The 18,243-nt window shown below is 41.3% G+C and carries 20 protein-coding genes and 1 other RNA gene; 10 read left to right on the top strand and 11 right to left on the bottom strand.

What is annotated here, in order from left to right; genetic code table 11:
• Positions 1 to 7 precede the first annotated feature (7 nt).
• The 3 genes from NZD81_RS05270 to dhaS all read right to left on the bottom strand — a co-directional run bounded on the left by NZD81_RS05270 (position 8) and on the right by dhaS (position 4,329).
• A complete protein-coding gene (locus NZD81_RS05270; RefSeq protein WP_282372361.1) occupies positions 8 to 853 on the bottom strand; it encodes a superoxide dismutase in 846 nt (281 codons plus the stop codon).
• The gene (gene sqhC, locus NZD81_RS05275; RefSeq protein ID WP_014664268.1) at positions 843 to 2,741 is read right to left on the bottom strand and encodes a sporulenol synthase; all 1,899 of its coding nucleotides are present in this window, start codon (positions 2,739 to 2,741) and stop codon (positions 843 to 845) included. Before sqhC ends, NZD81_RS05270 begins: the two co-directional genes overlap by 11 nt.
• A gap of 100 nt (positions 2,742 to 2,841) precedes the next feature.
• The gene (gene dhaS, locus NZD81_RS05280; protein WP_071582002.1) at positions 2,842 to 4,329 is read right to left on the bottom strand and encodes an aldehyde dehydrogenase DhaS; all 1,488 of its coding nucleotides are present in this window, start codon (positions 4,327 to 4,329) and stop codon (positions 2,842 to 2,844) included.
• A 229-nt stretch (positions 4,330 to 4,558) separates the two neighbouring features.
• Between dhaS and NZD81_RS05285 the strand changes: the two genes are divergently transcribed.
• Complete coding sequence (locus tag NZD81_RS05285; RefSeq protein WP_003231245.1) at positions 4,559 to 4,762, top strand: DUF6501 family protein; 204 nt, start codon at positions 4,559 to 4,561, stop codon at positions 4,760 to 4,762.
• 354 nt (positions 4,763 to 5,116) lie between these two features.
• A complete protein-coding gene (locus tag NZD81_RS05290; RefSeq protein WP_003220141.1) occupies positions 5,117 to 5,461 on the top strand; it encodes a PH domain-containing protein in 345 nt (114 codons plus the stop codon).
• Positions 5,462 to 5,539: 78 nt separating this feature from the next.
• Here the strand turns inward: NZD81_RS05290 and NZD81_RS05295 are convergent, their stop codons facing one another.
• Together NZD81_RS05295 and NZD81_RS05300 are read right to left on the bottom strand one after the other, a co-directional pair.
• Positions 5,540 to 5,773 carry a hypothetical protein gene (locus NZD81_RS05295; RefSeq protein WP_014664266.1) on the bottom strand — a complete coding sequence of 78 codons (234 nt, stop codon included), beginning with the start codon at positions 5,771 to 5,773 and terminating at the stop codon, positions 5,540 to 5,542.
• A 4-nt stretch (positions 5,774 to 5,777) separates the two neighbouring features.
• On the bottom strand, positions 5,778 to 6,041 hold the full coding sequence (locus tag NZD81_RS05300) for a hypothetical protein (RefSeq protein WP_004399338.1): 264 nt from the start codon (positions 6,039 to 6,041) through the stop codon (positions 5,778 to 5,780).
• A 66-nt stretch (positions 6,042 to 6,107) separates the two neighbouring features.
• On the opposite strand from NZD81_RS05300, the gene yocM reads away from it, so the two are divergent.
• On the top strand, positions 6,108 to 6,584 hold the full coding sequence (gene yocM, locus NZD81_RS05305) for a salt stress-responsive protein YocM (protein ID WP_014664265.1): 477 nt from the start codon (positions 6,108 to 6,110) through the stop codon (positions 6,582 to 6,584).
• Here yocM and NZD81_RS05310 read toward each other — a convergent pair.
• On the bottom strand, positions 6,571 to 6,798 hold the full coding sequence (locus tag NZD81_RS05310) for a hypothetical protein (RefSeq protein WP_014664264.1): 228 nt from the start codon (positions 6,796 to 6,798) through the stop codon (positions 6,571 to 6,573). The genes yocM and NZD81_RS05310 overlap by 14 nt on opposite strands.
• A gap of 76 nt (positions 6,799 to 6,874) precedes the next feature.
• On the opposite strand from NZD81_RS05310, the gene NZD81_RS05315 reads away from it, so the two are divergent.
• The 6 genes from NZD81_RS05315 (at position 6,875) to NZD81_RS05340 (ending at position 11,997) form a co-directional block, all read left to right on the top strand.
• Entirely contained in the window at positions 6,875 to 7,207 is a 333-nt protein-coding gene (locus NZD81_RS05315) for a hypothetical protein (protein ID WP_172640301.1), read from the top strand.
• Positions 7,208 to 7,281: 74 nt separating this feature from the next.
• A complete protein-coding gene (locus tag NZD81_RS05320; protein ID WP_069149721.1) occupies positions 7,282 to 7,773 on the top strand; it encodes a TraR/DksA family transcriptional regulator in 492 nt (163 codons plus the stop codon).
• A gap of 150 nt (positions 7,774 to 7,923) precedes the next feature.
• Positions 7,924 to 8,550, top strand: coding sequence for an FMN-dependent NADH-azoreductase AzoJ (azoJ, locus tag NZD81_RS05325; protein ID WP_014664261.1), 627 nt, complete (start codon positions 7,924 to 7,926; stop codon positions 8,548 to 8,550).
• A gap of 232 nt (positions 8,551 to 8,782) precedes the next feature.
• A non-coding RNA gene (gene ssrS / locus NZD81_RS05330) (6S RNA) lies at positions 8,783 to 8,969 on the top strand.
• A gap of 141 nt (positions 8,970 to 9,110) precedes the next feature.
• Positions 9,111 to 10,886, top strand: a complete 1,776-nt coding sequence (gene recQ, locus NZD81_RS05335) for a DNA helicase RecQ (RefSeq protein WP_136654100.1) — start codon at positions 9,111 to 9,113, stop codon at positions 10,884 to 10,886.
• Positions 10,887 to 11,133: 247 nt separating this feature from the next.
• Complete coding sequence (locus tag NZD81_RS05340; protein WP_014664259.1) at positions 11,134 to 11,997, top strand: LysM peptidoglycan-binding and 3D domain-containing protein; 864 nt, start codon at positions 11,134 to 11,136, stop codon at positions 11,995 to 11,997.
• 569 nt (positions 11,998 to 12,566) lie between these two features.
• Here the strand turns inward: NZD81_RS05340 and desR are convergent.
• From desR to NZD81_RS05365, 5 genes are all read right to left on the bottom strand, one after another.
• Positions 12,567 to 13,166, bottom strand: coding sequence for a two-component system response regulator DesR (desR, locus tag NZD81_RS05345; RefSeq protein WP_014664257.1), 600 nt, complete (start codon positions 13,164 to 13,166; stop codon positions 12,567 to 12,569).
• An 18-nt stretch (positions 13,167 to 13,184) separates the two neighbouring features.
• The gene (desK, locus tag NZD81_RS05350) at positions 13,185 to 14,297 is read right to left on the bottom strand and encodes a two-component sensor histidine kinase DesK (protein WP_014664256.1); all 1,113 of its coding nucleotides are present in this window, start codon (positions 14,295 to 14,297) and stop codon (positions 13,185 to 13,187) included.
• 119 nt (positions 14,298 to 14,416) lie between these two features.
• Complete coding sequence (gene desA, locus NZD81_RS05355; protein ID WP_040082903.1) at positions 14,417 to 15,475, bottom strand: Delta(5) desaturase DesA; 1,059 nt, start codon at positions 15,473 to 15,475, stop codon at positions 14,417 to 14,419.
• Between the two features lie 161 nt (positions 15,476 to 15,636).
• Positions 15,637 to 16,614, bottom strand: a complete 978-nt coding sequence (locus NZD81_RS05360; RefSeq protein ID WP_282372345.1) for a S66 family peptidase — start codon at positions 16,612 to 16,614, stop codon at positions 15,637 to 15,639.
• A 63-nt stretch (positions 16,615 to 16,677) separates the two neighbouring features.
• Complete coding sequence (locus tag NZD81_RS05365; protein ID WP_040082905.1) at positions 16,678 to 17,175, bottom strand: N-acetyltransferase; 498 nt, start codon at positions 17,173 to 17,175, stop codon at positions 16,678 to 16,680.
• 170 nt (positions 17,176 to 17,345) lie between these two features.
• Here NZD81_RS05365 and NZD81_RS05370 point away from each other — a divergent pair, with 170 nt between their 5' ends.
• Positions 17,346 to 18,128: a VLRF1 family aeRF1-type release factor gene (locus NZD81_RS05370; protein WP_148343712.1), complete on the top strand. Its 783-nt coding sequence runs from the start codon at positions 17,346 to 17,348 to the stop codon at positions 18,126 to 18,128.
• Positions 18,129 to 18,243: the final 115 nt, after the last annotated feature.

Consider the following 18,243-nt stretch of genomic DNA (forward strand, 5'->3'; position numbering starts at 1 on the left):
GCTTTTTTTAATATAGTTTCCAAACGACTTCTTTTGCCTGCTCAAAACGTTTTTCTGCCTCGCGCCAATCCACGACATTCCACCAGTGATCGACATAGCTTGCCCGGTCATTTTTATATTGCAAATAGTAGGCATGCTCCCATACGTCAAGCGGTAAAAGAGGGATCACATCCCACTGGCTGAAGAGCTGGTGTTTTTCTGCTGTTAGAATCTCCAGCCGTCCTGATCGAGGTGCCCAGACCAGAATGGCCCAGCCGACACCTTCCACTTTTTTAGCGGCTTGGGTAAAATGTTCTTTAAAAGCGGAATAGCTTCCAAATGAAAGGTCAATCATTTGAAACAATGCCCCTGTAGGGCGCCGCTTTCCGTTTGGATGCATGGAAAACCAGAAAATACTGTGCAAATAATGGCCTGCTCCATGGAACGCAAGCTCTCTTTCCCAATGAGTGATCAAGTCAAAATTCTTTGTCGCCCTCGCTTTTTTAAGCTCCAATTCTGCTTTGTTCAGCCCATCAACATAGCTTTGATGATGTTTTGTATGATGAAGGACCATAATATCGCGTGAAATATAAGGCTCTAAGGCGGAATATTTGTATGGAAGCTTTGGCAGCACATGTTTCCCTATAGGGACATAAGCGTGTCTTTCATTTGTATCATCTGATTCTGTAATATCCCGGTAAAGGGCAGCTGCCTGCTTATACCAATCTTCTTCTGTTGTTTGGTCATCTTCCAGAGCCTCAATCATCTTGTCAATTTGATCTTCGAACTGGTCAAGCTGTCCCCGCTTTTGAATCTGGTCTTTCAGTGCTTCACACCAATTGAACATCTCCGTTTGATAAGATTCACGTTTCATTTGCTGTCTCCTTTTCAATAGAATCAAAATACTTCCCGACAGCCAGCAAAGAGAATACATATGGATAACTGTGATAGCGAATATAAAATTGCTTTGGCAATCCGATTCCTGCTGGATATGCGAGGCTATCGGCGCTGTATGAACTGCTGTCAGTAAGGTAGTGCATGCCTTTCACAACAGACGGATGTTCGGGATTTTCGTATGTGAGCAAAGCGTCTAAAGCCCAGGCCGTTTGTACAATGGTTCCTCTTTGAAGCGGTACGTATGTTTTGATTTCGGCGCTTTTGCAAGATTCTCCCCAGCTCCCGTCATCATTTTGTATGGATTTGAGCCAACGCAGAGCCTTTTGTATAGCGGGGTGCTTTCGGTCAACCCCGCATGCATGCATACCCGTAAGAGCAGCCCAGGTGCCGTAAATGTAGCAAACACCCCATCTCCCGTACCATGACCCATTTTGTTCCTGATTCTGGAAAAGCCACTTCACTGCGCGTTGAATATGCTGATGTTTTTCTGTGAAGCCAACTTTCTCGCCTAAAAAATGCAGTACACGTCCGGTGAGGTCGGCGGTTGAAGGGTCAACTGCAGCGTCCTCGGCGGATTCAAGCGGCAGATGGCGAATCAGTGGATGGTTCACATTTTTTTCAAAAGCAGAAAATCCGCCATCATTGTTTTGCATCGATAAAAGCCAAGACACCCCTCGTTCCCAAGCTGCAGGAGAATAATTGCGGGGAATCGCTTTTAAAACAGCTGCAGTGTCGTCACAGTCAGGGTTATTTGTATTAATGTTTGAAAATCCCCAGCCGCCGGGAATTGAATTTGGATTTTTGACAGACCAATCTGCTATTTTGGTATGCTGGCGCTCTAGCAAAAAGTCGGCTGCTTTTGAAACAGAGCCATCCGTTTCGGTCACACCACTTTTTTGAAGAGCATAGCTGATTAGAGCTGTATCCCAAACAGTTGAAGTAGAGTTTTCTAGATAAGGAACCCCGTTGCATTTAGTCATCAGTGATTTGATACCGTTAATCGCCCTGTTGATAACAGGGGAGTAGCGCGACACACCTAGTGACAGAAGGCTGTAAACCATAAATATGGTTGCACTCGCATAGCTGTATAATGTTCCGTCTTTTTCAATCCGGTCCAGTATATACGCTTTAGCTGTCTGTAAGCCCAGCTGCTGGAACGCAAATGGCGCATGGAAAATGCGTTTCCAATGTGACAAAATAGACGTGAGATCTCTTTCTTCAAAAGCATCAGACCGAAGCCAAGTGAAAGGGTTTTTTGTCATGTGCGGATCGAGATGGCGAAGAGATGAAATATTGCGGTTATTAAGGATAAATCGCTGATTGAGTGTTACAGCCATAGGAGCAAAATGAATACGGGCATATGAGCTGAACTGATAGAAATGAACCGGCAATGTTGGAGGGAGCGCCATAAGTGATAATGGTAAATACAAAGCAGGCCAAGGATAAAGCCCGTTCGCGGCAAGCATCCATTTTGTCATGAAATGTACATGTCTCAAACCTCCATGTGAGATGATAAATTGTTCGGCTTTTTTCATGTGTGGGTCAGATCTGTGAAAACAGCCAGAAGCAAGCATCCCGACATATCCTTGGACGGTAGCCGTTAGATTTCCGGGAGTTTCATCGGGATAATTGATAAATGTGCCATCGGGCTGCTGTTTTGCACGTATGCCAGCGGCAAGTGCTGATATCAGTTCTTTTTCATTTTTGCCGTCATCTAGGGAGGTCAGGAGCAAAATAAAAAAGGAATTTGTCATGATTGGTCCTTCAAAGCAAAATGTCCATGAACCATCAGCGTTTTGCCTGTCTCTTAACTCCGTAATGGTTTTCTTTTGAAAACGCCTCACTTTCTCCTGAAGTGTGCCCACCACGCTCAACTCCTTCAGAAGCATATATATTCAGCATCTTTTATGGGCATTACAGAAAGAAAAAAACTGCTGGCAGGCAGCAGTTTTTTAAACATACATGTTAGTCTTCAAGATTTATCCAAACACTTTTAACTTCTGTGTAATTATTCAAGGCATATGATCCCATTTCTCGTCCGAGTCCTGACTGTTTATAACCGCCAAATGGAGATGCCGCGTCGAACACATTATAGCAGTTCACCCAAATGGTTCCGGCTTGAAGGCGGTCCGCGATATAGTGCGCCTGCTTGACGTTCTCTGTCCACAGTCCGGCCGCAAGCCCATATTCTGAATGGTTTGCCCGTTCAATAACTTCATCGACTGTTTCGTACGGAATGGCAGTCAGCACGGGTCCGAAAATTTCTTCTTTTGCGATGGTCATTTCATCTTCAACATTCGCAAACACAGTCGGTGCGACAAAATATCCTTCTTCAAAAGGACAGCTTCCGCCAGTCACTGCTTTTGCTCCTTCATCTTTTCCTTTTTGAATATAGGAAAGAACGCGTTCATGCTGTTCCTTGCTTACGAGAGGCCCGATTTGCGTATCTTTATGAAGACCCGCTCCTTGGCGGAGTGACTCAGCATAGGACACCATTTCATCAACAACTTCATCATATTGGTCTTTATGAATGAAGACACGGGAGCCCGCACAGCAGACCTGGCCCTGGTTAAACATCACACCGTTTAAAGCGCCCGGGATTGCTTTTTTCAAATTCGCATCCGGCAGAAGAATATTAGGCGATTTTCCGCCCAGCTCCAATGTAACACGCTTAATGCTTTTCGCTGCGGTGGACATGATTTTCTTTCCAATTTCAGTCGAACCGGTAAAGGCAATTTTATCAACCGCTTCGTGGTTCGTCAGCGCTTCTCCCGCATCTTCACCGAATCCTGGGATGATGTTGATTACACCGGCAGGGAAACCGGCTTGGTCAATTAATTCTGCCAAATAAAGGGCTGAAAGCGGTGTTTGTTCAGCCGGTTTGAGAACGATTGTACAGCCTGTTGCAAGTGCCGCACCCATTTTCCACATCGCCATCAGGAGCGGGAAATTCCATGGAATGATCTGGCCGACGACACCGACAGGCTCATGACGCGTATAATTAAAATAAGCGCCGGAAACCGGAATCGTCTGTCCTGTTATTTTTGTACACCAACCGGCGTAATAACGCATATGCTCGATAGCCAGTGGAATATCTCCATTAGTCGTTTCATTAATTGGTTTCCCATTATCAAGTGTTTCAAGCTGAGCAAGCTCAGTTTTATGCTCTTCCATTAAGTCTGCCAGCTTATACATCAGCCTGCTTCTAGAAGCTGGAGACATTGTTCTCCATTCGCCTTGATCAAAGGCTTTCCGGGCAGCTTTCACCGCTTTGTCCACATCCGCAGCCTGGGCTTCATACAGCGTCATCAAGGTTTCGCCGGTCGCCGGGTTGGGAGTGTCAAAGGTTGCCCCTGAGGCACTCGGAACAAATTTTCCGTCAATATAAAGCTTCTTTGTTCCCTGTAAAAATGTCTCCAGCCTTTTCGTCACTTGCATCGTTAAAGAACTCATTCGTAACAAACCTCCAGTCATTTTTTATGGTCTGTCCTGAGATTCTTGGTGATAGCACATTGATTTCTTGATTGCATAGCAGAAATAAGCTGTGATATTTGCTGCAAACGTAAGCGTATACAAACATTCTATAATAGAAAACAAGGCAAAATCAATGAATAACCGATATTGCAATTTACAAAAGAAAAAAGCTACAATAAGCTTATAGATAAGTAAAGGAGATTTCATCATGATTCATAAAAATTGGCTTGAAAAAGAAACAATCAAAAAGGTAAAATGTGTGCAGACAAACGCAAAAAAATATATCGTAAACAGGGTCTTAACTCCGGGAAAAGAATATGAAGTGAAAAATGAAACAGAGGAGTTTCTCTTTGTGGTCGACAATACGAATAAAGTGGGCGGCTACTATAAAGAATACTTCGAAGAGATGTAATGTTTCCTTAAAGCATCAGACAAACTTGTTAAAAGCAGTCGATACATAAAACCGCAGCTCAGCTGCGGTTTTTTTGTGATTAAACAGGAAATATAAAACAAAATGCATGAAACATTAAAAACAACTTTTTTTATAAAAACATTGCTGAATATTGAAACTTTTTCCTCAATATGTGCGTATTACTTGATGACAACAGCTTAAAAGCCGAAAAACAAATCAAAAATTTGAAAAATGTAATCTGTTCGTAATGGTTTAAATGTCTTCTATGTCGTATTCTTATATAGGGATAAAGGACTTATTTTTATGTAGTGAATGATAAAACAAATAGATAAATGCAGAAAGAGGGGTTCTTCATTGGGTATTTTTTCTGTTAGCAGATCAACGGACGCAAAGAAGCTTGAAGCTTTGCTCGTTGAAGGGGAAAGAATAGAATCGATTTATAAGCTCCGAGTGGACCAAATTTGCTTTACAAATAAGCGGATCATTTTCTTTGACAATAAAATGTTTTCCAAAAAGAAGGTTCGTGTATTTCTTCCATATAAAACAATTGAAAGCTTTGCCATCCAAGAAGCGGGAATGTTTGATCCGGACACTGGGCTTTTACTGATGACAAGAAGCAAAACGTTCGAATTAGAATTTGCGAAAGACACCGATTTAAGCGAAGTTCAGGCGGTGCTGACAAAGCATTTGTGCAGCTGAATATTTCATGAGCCAGCCGTTCAAAAAATGGTTAGGCTTTTTTTTATAAAAAAACAGGGCATATGCGCCCTGTTCTGGTTATACCACACTGTTTTTCGCTGAGTTCGAATCAATAAGATCTGCATCTAATACATTTGAAATCGGTACGACAAGAGGAGTAAAGTCGCCATTTTCTTCTCCAAAGCCTTGATTTATTTTGGCTGATAAAAAGTAATCGACCTGCTGATACGGACCGAGTGTTAAAGAGGAACCACGGTCCATCGTATTGATTTTAAATCCGCCGACATTCACGACGGAGGGTGAAAAGAACATATCATCACTTCCTTTTGATCGAAGAGTTAACCGCTTCACTTTCAAAAGAGGCCGGAGAATCAATTTGGTCTCTGTCATCCACATGGCTTCTCGTGCCCATAAATCCGCTCGCATCTCCAAAATTCTGTCCGTAGCCTTGATTTTTTTTATCTGAATTTTGCCATTCTGCCAATAAATTTTGTCCTACGTTAACCGCTGAAGCATTTTCAAAGGAATTAATTTTCAGCATGAAAATATTAATATTGATATACGGAGTTGGTTGAACCACAGGCAAACCTCCTTTCTATAGTTGTATGCTGGCGGGTATAAAGTATGTTAAGACAGGGGGCTTCAAATGGATTTCGAAAAGATGAAGCAGTGGATGGAATTCGCACAGCAGATGTACGGCGGTGACTTTTGGAAACAGGTATTTGATGAAGACCAAAAAACCCCTTTTATGACAAATGGCCAATCTCCGTTTCCGTTTTCGCAGCAAGATCAGCGAGGGAAAGGAGATGCTTCATTTCCAAGCATGGATATTGTAGATACCGTTACGGAAGTCCAGTTTTTAATTTATCTTCCAGGCTACCGTAAACAAGACGTTCACATATTATCGTACGGAGATTATTTAGTGGTAAAGGGACAGCGCTTTTCCTATTTTAATGAACAGGACTTTCGCCAAAAAGAAGGGAAATACGGAAGTTTTGAAAAGAAAATTCCGCTTTCCGACCATCTTCATGGAAAGATGAGTGCCATTTTTAAAGACGGAATCCTATACATCACCATTCAAAAAGACGAAGGTCAAGCGAAAACCATTGTTATTGATGATTGATTTTCATACTGAGTGCATCTGCTCCGTCACGGTCATCAATTGATTCAATCGGAATGACCATGACCACAAAATCTGCATTTTGTTCCCCGAAACCGTTATTTCTTTTGATAGCAGAGCACTTGTTCCTTAATTCCGCAGAACCAAAGGTAAGGGATGAGCCGCTGCCTATCGTGTTAGTTTTGAGATGAGCAATATTGATGTTAGTCGGAAGCATGAAAACCTCTCCTTTCTTTGGGATATACACATTATATATGTAGACGAAAGAGGAGTATGCAAAGGGTCGTGATGTCATGAAAAAAATGCTTAGGTCCCTGATCAGGCATTGTTTGAAATCAGAATTTGACAAACTGCGTGAATGTGAAGAAAGGCTTTCACGGCTTGAGGAACAGAACAACAGCAGCAAACAGCAGGCTGAAGAAACCTATATACATATTGAAACGCTGAATGTTGAAAAAATTGATTATCATCTCGAATTCGGCGAGCTGACCATTGATGAACTGAGCGGCAGATTAAATATAGGCGCAACCTATTATATGCCGCCAGAAAAGAAAGACAAAAAGTGCCAGCGAAAATCCGAAGCACCATCAACACCAGCGGTCAAGATCCGTTCAAAAAGGCAGTAGCTCATCCTTCCATCCATGTTCCCATGTTTGACAGGAGGCAAAACGGGAAACAGAATAGAAAGGAGAGGATATACATGGCACTGACAAATGAACAAACACAGCACCTCTATCATAAATTGCTCGATATGCAAAAAGAATTGTCTGGAGAGAAAAAGGAAACAGAATCAATGACAGAAGAAGTGGGGGAGCTTTCCAATGGGGTTGACAACCATATGGCAGACCACGGTACGCTCGTCACAGACCGGATGACAGACCAAACGGTGAGAGAGATTGACCGGGAGCTGTTAGAGGAGGTTAACCATGCATTACAAAAGATGAAAGAAGGAACTTACGGCGTGTGTGAAAAAACGGGCCAAGACATTCCTTACGAAAGACTTGAAGTTGTTCCCTATGCGAGAATGACAGTTGAGGCGCAAGCTGATATGGAGGATGACCTTGAGACAGATGCTCCTTCATATGAACGAGCGTTTCACGAACAGGTAAAAGATCTATCCAACAAAGAAACAATTGATCAAAAAAGCTCACAGACGTATGAAATCTTGGATCGTGAACAAGATTCGAAGTAAAAATGCCAGGCAAGTACACCGATATTAGATGTACTTGCTTTTTTTTTGAAAAAAATCTCATATTCAAAATAAAGTGATTGACTTTGAGTAAAAAAGAAAGTAACATACTATTTGTAAGTAAATATAAAAAGTTTACCGGGAGGAATACAAATGTCTACAGTTTTATTTGTAAAATCAAGCGACCGTACAGCTGAAGAAGGCGTTTCAACTAAACTTTACGAGGCTTTCTTAGCTGCTTATAAAGAAAATAACCCTAATGATGAAGTGGTTGAATTAGACCTTCATAAAGAAAACCTTCCTTACCTCGGGAGAGATATGATTAACGGAACATTTAAAGCAGGTCAAGGAATGGAAATGACAGAAGAAGAGAAAAAACAAGCAGCAATTGCCGACAAATATCTGAATCAGTTTGTAAAAGCTGACAAAGTTGTTTTCGCATTCCCGCTTTGGAACTTCACAGTGCCAGCAGTGCTTCATACTTATGTTGATTACCTGTCTCGTGCAGGCGTTACATTCAAATACACACAAGAAGGACCAGTTGGTTTAATGGGCGACAAAAAAGTTGCACTCCTTAACGCGCGTGGCGGCATTTATTCAGAAGGACCAATGGCTTCTTTAGAAATGTCATTAAACTTCATGAAAACAGTTCTTGGTTTCTGGGGTGTTCAAGACTTACACACAGTTGTCATCGAAGGACATAACGCAGCGCCTGATCAAGCGCAAGAAATCGTTGAAAAAGGTTTACAAGAAGCAAAAGATCTTGCTGCAAAATTCTAATGAACAAAAACTCCTATCGCATTGATAGGAGTTTTTTTGTATACATATTTATATAGAAGAAAGTGATGAATCCTCTTAGCGAAAAAAGGCTGTTTTTTTATTGTAATATATTTTTTGATTTGTTGAATCTTTGGATATAATAGCGAAAAAACATTTTTATTGGCTGGAAAAAGTTTTTCTAAACAATTGTTCTGGCCTCTTGATTAAAACCGCCCGATGGTGTACTATATAAAAGAAGCTACTTTGTGCGTATTGTTAATTAAGTTTTAACCTTTAAGCTGTAATAGGGAGTTTTATATCGAAGCCGGAATGTCATGCCTCCATTGCTGAGGACGACAGGAACGTTTCTGCAAACACCCACTTTGAGGAGTGGTGGTTTAAAACTTTCTTACTTGCATACGGCAAGATGTAGCGAAAGCCATTTCCTTTTCGGAAATGGCTTTTTATTTTATATGAAAAGGTTGGTATAGCAAAAAATTCAATTTTTGTGTGAAAGAAATGAAGGCCTCTTTTTTATGATATGATGGGGGAAATTCAAGGAAAAGCGAGGTTTACACATTATGTTACATAGAGCCCAATCCCTTTTGGCTCATTATTTTGGTTATGAAAAGCTTCGCAGCGGCCAGGATGAAGCGATCCGCTTGGTAACGGAAGCGAGGCAAAATACGGCCTGTATTATGCCAACGGGAGGCGGCAAATCGATTTGCTATCAAATTCCAGCATTAATGTTTGAAGGGACGACAATCGTCATTTCACCGTTGATTTCCTTGATGAAGGATCAAGTTGATGCATTAGAAGAAGCGGGGATTAACGCCGCCTACATTAATAGCACACAATCCAATCAGGAAATATACGAGAGGCTGAACGGACTCAAAGAAGGGGCTTATAAGCTTTTTTACATTACACCAGAGCGACTAACGTCCACGGAGTTTATCCGGATTTTGCAGGGCATAGATGTTCCTTTGGTCGCAATAGACGAGGCGCATTGTATTTCTCAATGGGGGCACGATTTCAGGCCAAGCTACAGAAATATTGAAATTTTGTTCCGTGAATTACACGACAAGCCTGTCATCATGGCGTTAACAGCAACAGCCACACCCGAGGTTCATGATGATATTTGCAAACAGCTGCACATTCAAAAAGAAAACACGGTATATACCGGATTTTCACGAGAAAATTTAACCTTTAAAGTAGTAAAAGGAGAAAATAAAGATCGTTTTATAGATGAATATGTGCAAAACAATAGACATGAAGCAGGAATTGTCTATACCGCGACCAGAAAAGAAGCTGATCGGATATATGAGAGATTGAAACGAAATCAGATCAGGGCAGGGCGGTATCACGGAGGTTTGGCTGATGATGTGAGAAAAGAGCAGCAGGAAAGGTTTCTTAATGATGAGCTTCAAGTGATGGTGGCAACCTCTGCTTTTGGAATGGGGATTGATAAATCAAATATCAGATTTGTTCTGCATGCACAAATTCCAAAAGATATGGAAAGCTATTATCAAGAGGCTGGACGAGCTGGGCGGGACGGTCTTGCCAGTGAATGTGTTCTCCTGTTTTCACCGCAGGATATTATGGTGCAGCGCTTCTTAATTGAGCAATCAGAACATGAAGAGAAACAAAAGCAGGATTTAAAAAAGCTGAGACAAATGGTCGACTATTGTCATACGGAAGATTGTCTGCAGCGTTTTATCCTTATGTATTTCGGAGAAAAGGAGCCTGATGCGTGCGGACAATGCGGAAACTGCACTGATACAAGGGCGGCCCATGACGTGACGCGGGAGGCGCAAATGGTCTTATCTTGTATCATTCGCATGAAAGAACGATTTGGCAAGACGATAGTTGCCCAAGTGCTTGCCGGCTCCAAAAATAAAAAAGTTCTTGAAAACGGTTTTTCGGACCTTTCAACATACGGAATATTAAAACACCAATCAGTTGGCGAAATCAGTGATTTTATTGAATTTCTTATTTCTGACGACTTTATCAGGATGTCAGATGGTACGTTTCCGACTCTTTTTGTCAGCAGTAAAGGAAGGAATGTGCTGAGAGGAGAATTATCAGTCACGAGAAAAGAAGCGTTAAAAGCGGCAGCGATTACTGAAAATGACGAGCTGTTTGAACGATTGCGCATGGTTCGGAAACAAATCGCGGCTGAGCAGGGTGTTCCGCCATTTGTTGTTTTCTCTGACCAAACGTTAAAAGAAATGTCAGGAAAACAGCCCGTAAATGATGAGGAACTTTTGTCTATAAAAGGAGTCGGAGAACAAAAAAGAGCAAAATACGGCCGGCTTTTTTTACAAGAAATACAGGCTTATGCAAGGATGACAGACTAAAAAAACAGAAAATCAATCTTTTTTTCTATAAAAAACACATTTTATTTTCTCTGTTTTGCCTTAAAATAAAAAGACTTGCGAAGCCTATTATATCAAGGGTTCAGCAAGTCTTTCCATCAGAGAGAAATCCTTCATGTAAAGGAACTGTAATCTAAATCATATCTTTTTGTTATTGATTTGACATTTACGTGTGTTACGATATCACCTGTTAGCCGCCAATAAAAAGCTAACAAGGGAGGATTTACTTATGAAGAAGACGATTATGTCCTTTGTGGCAGTTGCTGCACTTTCAACAACTGCATTCGGAGCTCACGCTTCTGCAAAAGAAATTACGGTGCAAAAGGGTGATACGCTCTGGGGAATCTCTCAGAAAAACGGAGTGAACCTAAAGGACTTAAAAGAATGGAACAAGTTAACTTCTGATAAAATCATTGCAGGAGAAAAACTGACCATTTCTTCAGAAGAAACAACCACTAATGGGCAATATACAATTAAAGCGGGAGATACGCTTTCTAAGATTGCTCAAAAATTCGGCACGACAGTCAACAACCTGAAAGTTTGGAATAACTTAAGCTCTGACATGATCTATGCTGGATCAACTCTTTCAGTAAAAGGTCAGGCAACAGCAGCAAACACAGTTGTTGAGAATGCGCAAACAAGCGCACCTCAAGCTGCACCAAAACAAGAGGCTGTGCAAAAAGAGCAACCTAAACAAGAAGCTGTACAACAGCAACCTAAACAAGAAACAAAAGCTGAGGCAGAAACTTCTGTTAACACAGAAGAGAAGGCTGTTCAATCAAATACAAATAATCAAGAAGCTTCAAAAGAACTAACAGTTACTGCTACTGCTTACACTGCTAACGACGGCGGCATCTCCGGCGTTACGGCAACAGGCATTGACTTAAATAAGAACCCGAACGCGAAAGTTATCGCGGTTGATCCTAATGTGATTCCGCTAGGTTCTAAAGTCTATGTTGAAGGCTACGGGGAAGCAACAGCAGCAGACACTGGCGGCGCTATTAAAGGAAATAAAATTGACGTATTTGTACCAAATAAAAGCGATGCATCAAATTGGGGCGTCAAAACTGTAAGTGTGAAAGTCTTAAACTAATGATATAGATTGTGATAAAAGACATGAGCTTTTGGCTTGTGTCTTTTTTTCTTTATCATATGCTGATAAAGAAAAGTGGTCCCGTTTTTCTTTTTATGTGCGATTCAGGGGCTCCGTGTTCAATGAATGATTTCACATTCCAGAGACATTTTGCACCATGGCATTTATAGCTGGTTGTTAATATCCTTGATCGGCGAAATGAGCTGTTGTGTATCTTTTTTTGCGGATAAAAGGCAGTTGGATGTAGCAGTTGCCCTATACGGAAGCGGATTCATTTTAGACGGTCTTTTATTGTCATATTAGGCACTCTTGCAGTTGGGCAAGGCAGCTTGTGAGCGGAGTTGGACAGCAGATGACTTTCCATTAAATACGCAATTCAATCGATATCAGCAATTCAGCAGATGTGCAGTGGCCGACGATTTTAACAGGACAACAAGTCAATCTGAGGCTGTTAAGCTTATCATCGTTCAGCTGGCTTTAAGAGTGAAGGATATCGATCCGTCTTATTCCGGTTCCGGCGATGTATTCAGGTTAACAAAAAAGATCTTGGCATCTGCCAAGATCTTTTTTTATTTAAACCAGCCTTTTTCTTTTGAACGGGTAATGGCTTCAATTCGATTTTTCACTTCAAGTTTTTCTAGAATCATTGAGATATAATTTCGCACCGTTCCGCTTTTGATGCTGAGTTCCTGAGCGATTTCTTTGGTATTTTTACCGTTAGCCACAAGTTCAAGCACTTCTTTTTCTCTATCTGTAAGAGGGTTAGCCTCGCTGTATAAGTCCTCCATCAGCTCAGGTGCATAGATGCGCTTTCCGTTCATAACGCTACGGATGGCGCAGGCGAGCTCTTCGCTCGGACTGTCTTTTAATAAATAGCCTTTTACGCCTGCTTTAATAGCTCTCTGAAAGTAGCCGGGTCTGGCAAAGGTGGTTAGGATTATAATTTTGCAGCCTGTATTCTTTAACTCCTCGGCAGCTTCCAGGCCAGTTTTTCCAGGCATTTCAATGTCCATAATACATACATCAGGCTGGCGTTTTTTGACAAAGTCAACAGCATCTTGGCCGGTTGTCCCTTTCCCTACGACTTCCATATCGTCTTCTAGGTTTAGAAGTGATCCTAAAGCGCCCAGCAGCATTTGCTGATCTTCTGCAATAAATATACTAATCATGTAAGCCATCCTTTATGTTTATTTTGAATTATTAGGAATTGCCATGGTAAGCTTGGTGCCGTTTTCGGTATCGATGTGAAGGCTTCCGTTTGCAAACTCAAGCCGTTCTCTCATCCCGAGTAAGCCATGTCCTTTAGAAAAGGAATTTTCTTCTCCTTTAAATGTTCCATCGTCAGACACTGTAATGACAACTTCCTTCCAGAGCTGCTGAATGTCTACTCGGCAAGTTTTAGCCTGACTGTGTTTGACGACATTTGTGACAGCTTCTTTTAAGCACATGCTCAAAATGTTTTCATTTAGCAATGAGATATTTTCGGGCCACTTCTCTTCTTCATAGATAAACGTAATGTCTGCGGCTTCGAGAATCTGTTTGATGTTGATCAGTTCATCCTTGAGGCGGATGCCTTTCATGGAGGATACGATTTTTCTTACTTCATTTAAAGAAGTTCTCGCTGTTTGCTGAACACTTTTCAGTTCACGAGCTGCTTGTTCGGGATCTTTGTATATCAATTTTCTCGCTAAGTCGCTTTTTAATCCGATAAGAGAAAGCTTTTGTCCAAGCGTATCATGGAGATCGCGGGCAATTCGCTGCCGTTCTTCTAATTTTACCAGTTCTGCAATCCGTTCATTTGCATCCTCAAGCTTTTCTTCCAGCCGTTCGCGTTCCTTGCGGCTTCTTATACTGAAGGGCAATAAAATCGCGCTGATGAGGGTAATGACGACAAAAGGAATTTGAGTCAAAAAGAATTCCTTTTTTAATACGAGACTGAAATTAGCTGCGACAGCCGCGCTTATTAAATGGACATAATATAAAATATGAAAAGGGACGCGTTCCTTAATGTTTCCAATAAAATACGCGATAAAAAACGCAAAATAAATATAACTGAACAGAGTAATGGAGGACGTCGAAATGCCGATTAATAAAAATCCCCACAAATAAATGGTCCAGCCTTTTGAGACGAAAGCAAATCTATATACGGAAAAAAATAAAAGCGTCAAAATGATGCCGACAATAATAACAAATGTAGATGATGATTTCCATATAAAGTAGAAGGGGAGAATGAAAAATATTGTCCATATATAGGGAGTAATTCCGCTTAGTTTTTGAAATGTAAAATGCTTTTTAATCATGATCTTACCTCATTTTCAGCTTTTCATCTTACTTGTAACTTTATCATTGTGAAAGCCGGAATGCACCCTCCAATAATAAAAAGGAAGTCCTCTAGTATATTAGAAGACCTCCTTCATCATCAGGCGTTCTTTCGCAACTGCTCTTTATCTGGTGAACCAGGCGAAGAGCTTGAAGGTTTATGTTTGATGTCCCGAAAGGACACAAATTGTTTTTTATCTTCATCCCAAAGGCGGAATGCAAGTGATTGCAGACTTGTTTTTAAGGTAATAGTCGGTACGTTTTTTAATGGTTCGTGATGTTCATGAGCCACTTCAAGCTTATAGTTAGGCACCTTTGGACTCAAATGATGCACGTGGTGGTAACCGATATTGCCTGTCAGCCATTGAAGCAGCTTCGGAAGCTTATAAAATGAACTGCCTTCAACAGCGGCCTGAACGTAGCTCCAGTTTTCATCCGCTTCAAAATAAGAATCTTCAAAGGTATGCTGCACGTAAAACAGCCAAACACCGATTGAACCTGAAATCAGAAATATCGGGCCTTGCACCAGTAAAAACGATTGCCAGCCAAAGATCAGACAGCAAGCGGCAGCTAACGCAGCAATTGCCAGATTCGTAAGGTATGTGTTTACACGCTCCTTGCGTCTTGCGCCTTTTTTGTTAAAACGGTTCGTGATCAGAAAAACATAAATCGGTCCGAGAATAAACATGATAAACGGGTTTCTATAAAGTCTGTAGGCAAGCTTTGTTCGTCTGGATGCAGCCTTATATTCGTTCACTGTTAACATCCAGATATCACCTGTTCCGCGTTTATCCAGATTGCTGCTTGTCGCATGGTGAATCGAATGGCTGTGCTGCCATTGAAGATACGGGAATAAAGTCAGGACACCTGTCAGAAAACCAAGAATATGGTTATAGCGTTTTTGTTTGAAAAAAGATTGATGGCAGCAGTCATGGAAGATGATAAAAATTCTTGTCAGAAAACCCGCGGCAATCACTGTTAATGCTAACGTAAGAAGATAGGAGACATTGAGGCTGAGATAAGCAAGAAACCACAGGCCGAAGAATGGAATAAACGTGTTCAAAAGCTGAATCAGGCTGTTTTTCGTTTCAGGCTGAGCAAATGCAGCGACTTGCTTTGTCAGCTGTTTTTGTTTATGTGCAACGGTTTGTTCAGTCATAGTAAGTATCCTCTCATTGTGTGTCTCGGTTCAGTATACGCTAATGAGAGAAGTCTTTTGTAGTAGCACACATCATGCCTCCTATATGACATTTGTCATGTCTGGTGCGCCTTGCATAACCGATTACGCTAAAAAAGCTTGTAAAAAAATTTACAAGCTGATTAATGTTTATCGATCCATATTCGCGATGTGCCCGAAACAGCTTCAATTCTGCATGTTCCCCCTATAGGGAATGTGGCAATTGGCGAGGTATGTCCAGCATTTATGTTTGCGATGACCGGGATGCCGGATAATTCTTTTTTTGTTTCGATCATGGCTTTTACGAGCTCCATTGATACGTTTGATGCTTTCTGAAATCTGCCGATCAAAATACCCTTTACATGTGAAAAAGCGGGGAGGTGGATGAGTGATTGCAGATCGCGGTCAAACATGTGGATGTCTGACATATAATCATCTTCAATCAATAAGATGGTATGTTCTGTTTCTGGAAAATACTCCGTTCCCTGCAGCAAATTAAGCGTGCATAGGTTTCCGCCAATCAAAGTGCCTTCCGCATAACCCTCTTGAATCACAACAGGTCCGTTATTTGGATAAAAGCGTCTGCTTTCTTGATCCAAATACCAGCGGTCATCGCTCCATTCGCTCGAAGGATGAATCTCAAACGGATCGTCCGAAGCGCAGCAAGAAAGAAAATAATCTTGTGTATAATCGAGCTCTTTTTTCATTGCAAATGTTGAAAAGTGGGGGCCTGAATACGTAACAAGACCCGTTTTTTGATAAATGGCATTGCTGAGGGCCGTTATATCAGAATAGCCGCACAGAATTTTTGGATGCTGTTTGATTTTTTCGTAATCAAGATAGCGCAGCAGCTGATTTGAATTGAAGCCTCCGAGTGTCGTTAAAATCGCTTTGACGCCTGGATCAAAAAAGGCCGTGTGCAGATCATGGACTCTTGATTCGATAGAGGATGAATCAAATTCGTTACATTCATTTGCATGTTCAGCAATGGTGACCCGATAACCTAAGCGTTCTAATGTTGTTTTTGCTTGAACTTTTGCTTCGTTTGATAATATAGACATGCTGGTTGCGGGAGACACAATCCGGATCTCGTCTCCCTTTTTCAGTTTTGAGACGTACATAGAACCCTCCATCAATGGTTTTACACCATTACAGCACATCTAGGCTCATGATTCCAGATTTTTTTACAAATCAACCCACTTAATGCTGCCGGATTGTGTATCAGGATCGACGCATACTTTGAATTGATGTTTTTCATAAAAATGAATCAGCCGGTCTACATGATTCCAATCACGCTTGGCAATGTCGCCTGTGACTTTCGGAATATTGTGGTCTCTGGCGATATCTTTTAAATATTTCATGCAAATGGAACCAAACCCGTGATTCGGAGGGCCTTTGATGTCCCCGATATGAATGGCATCATCCTTGTAAGACGCTACAAGTGAAAAACTGCCTTTTCCTCTGTAAGCCGTTTTACAATCAGTAAGCATAATTTTGCATGTTTGGCCATCATCAATCGAGGAAACAATCATCCACTCTTGATGTTTCGATTGATCAATACCAAGCACTTTGGCATCCTTAGATAAATCCTTCATATTCTCCTGCATTCGGTAAATTTGAAATTCTAATTCATTTAGCTCTTCCTCAAGCTCTTGACGATTTTTTTCTTTAATAGTAAACAAGATCAAACTCCTTTCAAAAAACTGCTTAGAAACACAGTTACCAATTGTATTAGAAGAGAGGCGTATTGTAAACAACAATTCCATTATTACTAGAAATTAACGCTAAGTCAGGTTTGATCATTTTTAAGAGAGGAAATAGAAAACTAACCTGTGAAAAAGGAGGAAGCGGAATGGCGATTGATTCATTGATTAACAAATTACAATATGTCCAATTGGAACCGCCGGATAAAATTCTCTCCCTGTATCTCAATACAGATACGAGAGATCCAGAGCAGCAGAGGGGGGAATGGAAGATTGCCCTAAAGTCAGGATTCAGCCGATTAAAAGAGTATTTGGCTGCTAGTAATCCAGAGGAGGAGAAGTGTCTGGATGGAATAAGAGCTAAAATGAATCAATACCTGAATGCAATGGGAAAAGACATGCCCCGCAGTCTCGTGTTTTTTGTTTCCGACAGTGGCATATGGGAAGCGATTAAGCTTCAAGTCCCTGTAGATACTAGATTTTACTGGGAAGAAACAGCTGTCTTGGATCAGCTAAGGGATTTGCGCCAAACATACCCAAGTACGGCGTTTATTTTAACTCAGCAGCATGAAGTGAAAATTATTGAAACCGTTTTAGGGGAAATTGAGACGGTGGAGCGTTATGAGTATGATATGATCAATGAGTCTTGGAAGAATTGCCATTCCGCTGTAAACAAAGCGGAAGCATTTGAAGAGAACCGGATGAGGGAACATGTAACAGAGAACCAATCGAGACTATATAAGCGGCTGGCTGCCAGCCTAGATCAAAAAGCTGCTGCGAAAAGATGGGAACGAATGGTCATCGCCGGGGATAAAGAAACGGCTGATATCTTGGATCAGCATATGAATAAACCCATTCATTCGAAAATTCAAAAGAACCTGCTGAATGAAAATGAACATAAGGTCATTGAACATCTGATAAAAGAAGCGTAAACCTAACAGGGCCGGGGCTAATAGCCGCCGGCCTTTGAAGTGTGTCTAATTTCTGACGAAGCAGTCGAAAACGTTGACATCTTCTTTGAATTTGCATACGATTTGGATAGCCAGT

Origin of the sequence: Bacillus sp. B.PNR1, from assembly GCF_030386235.1 — a bacterium.
Lineage (GTDB): Bacteria > Bacillota > Bacilli > Bacillales > Bacillaceae > Bacillus > Bacillus stercoris.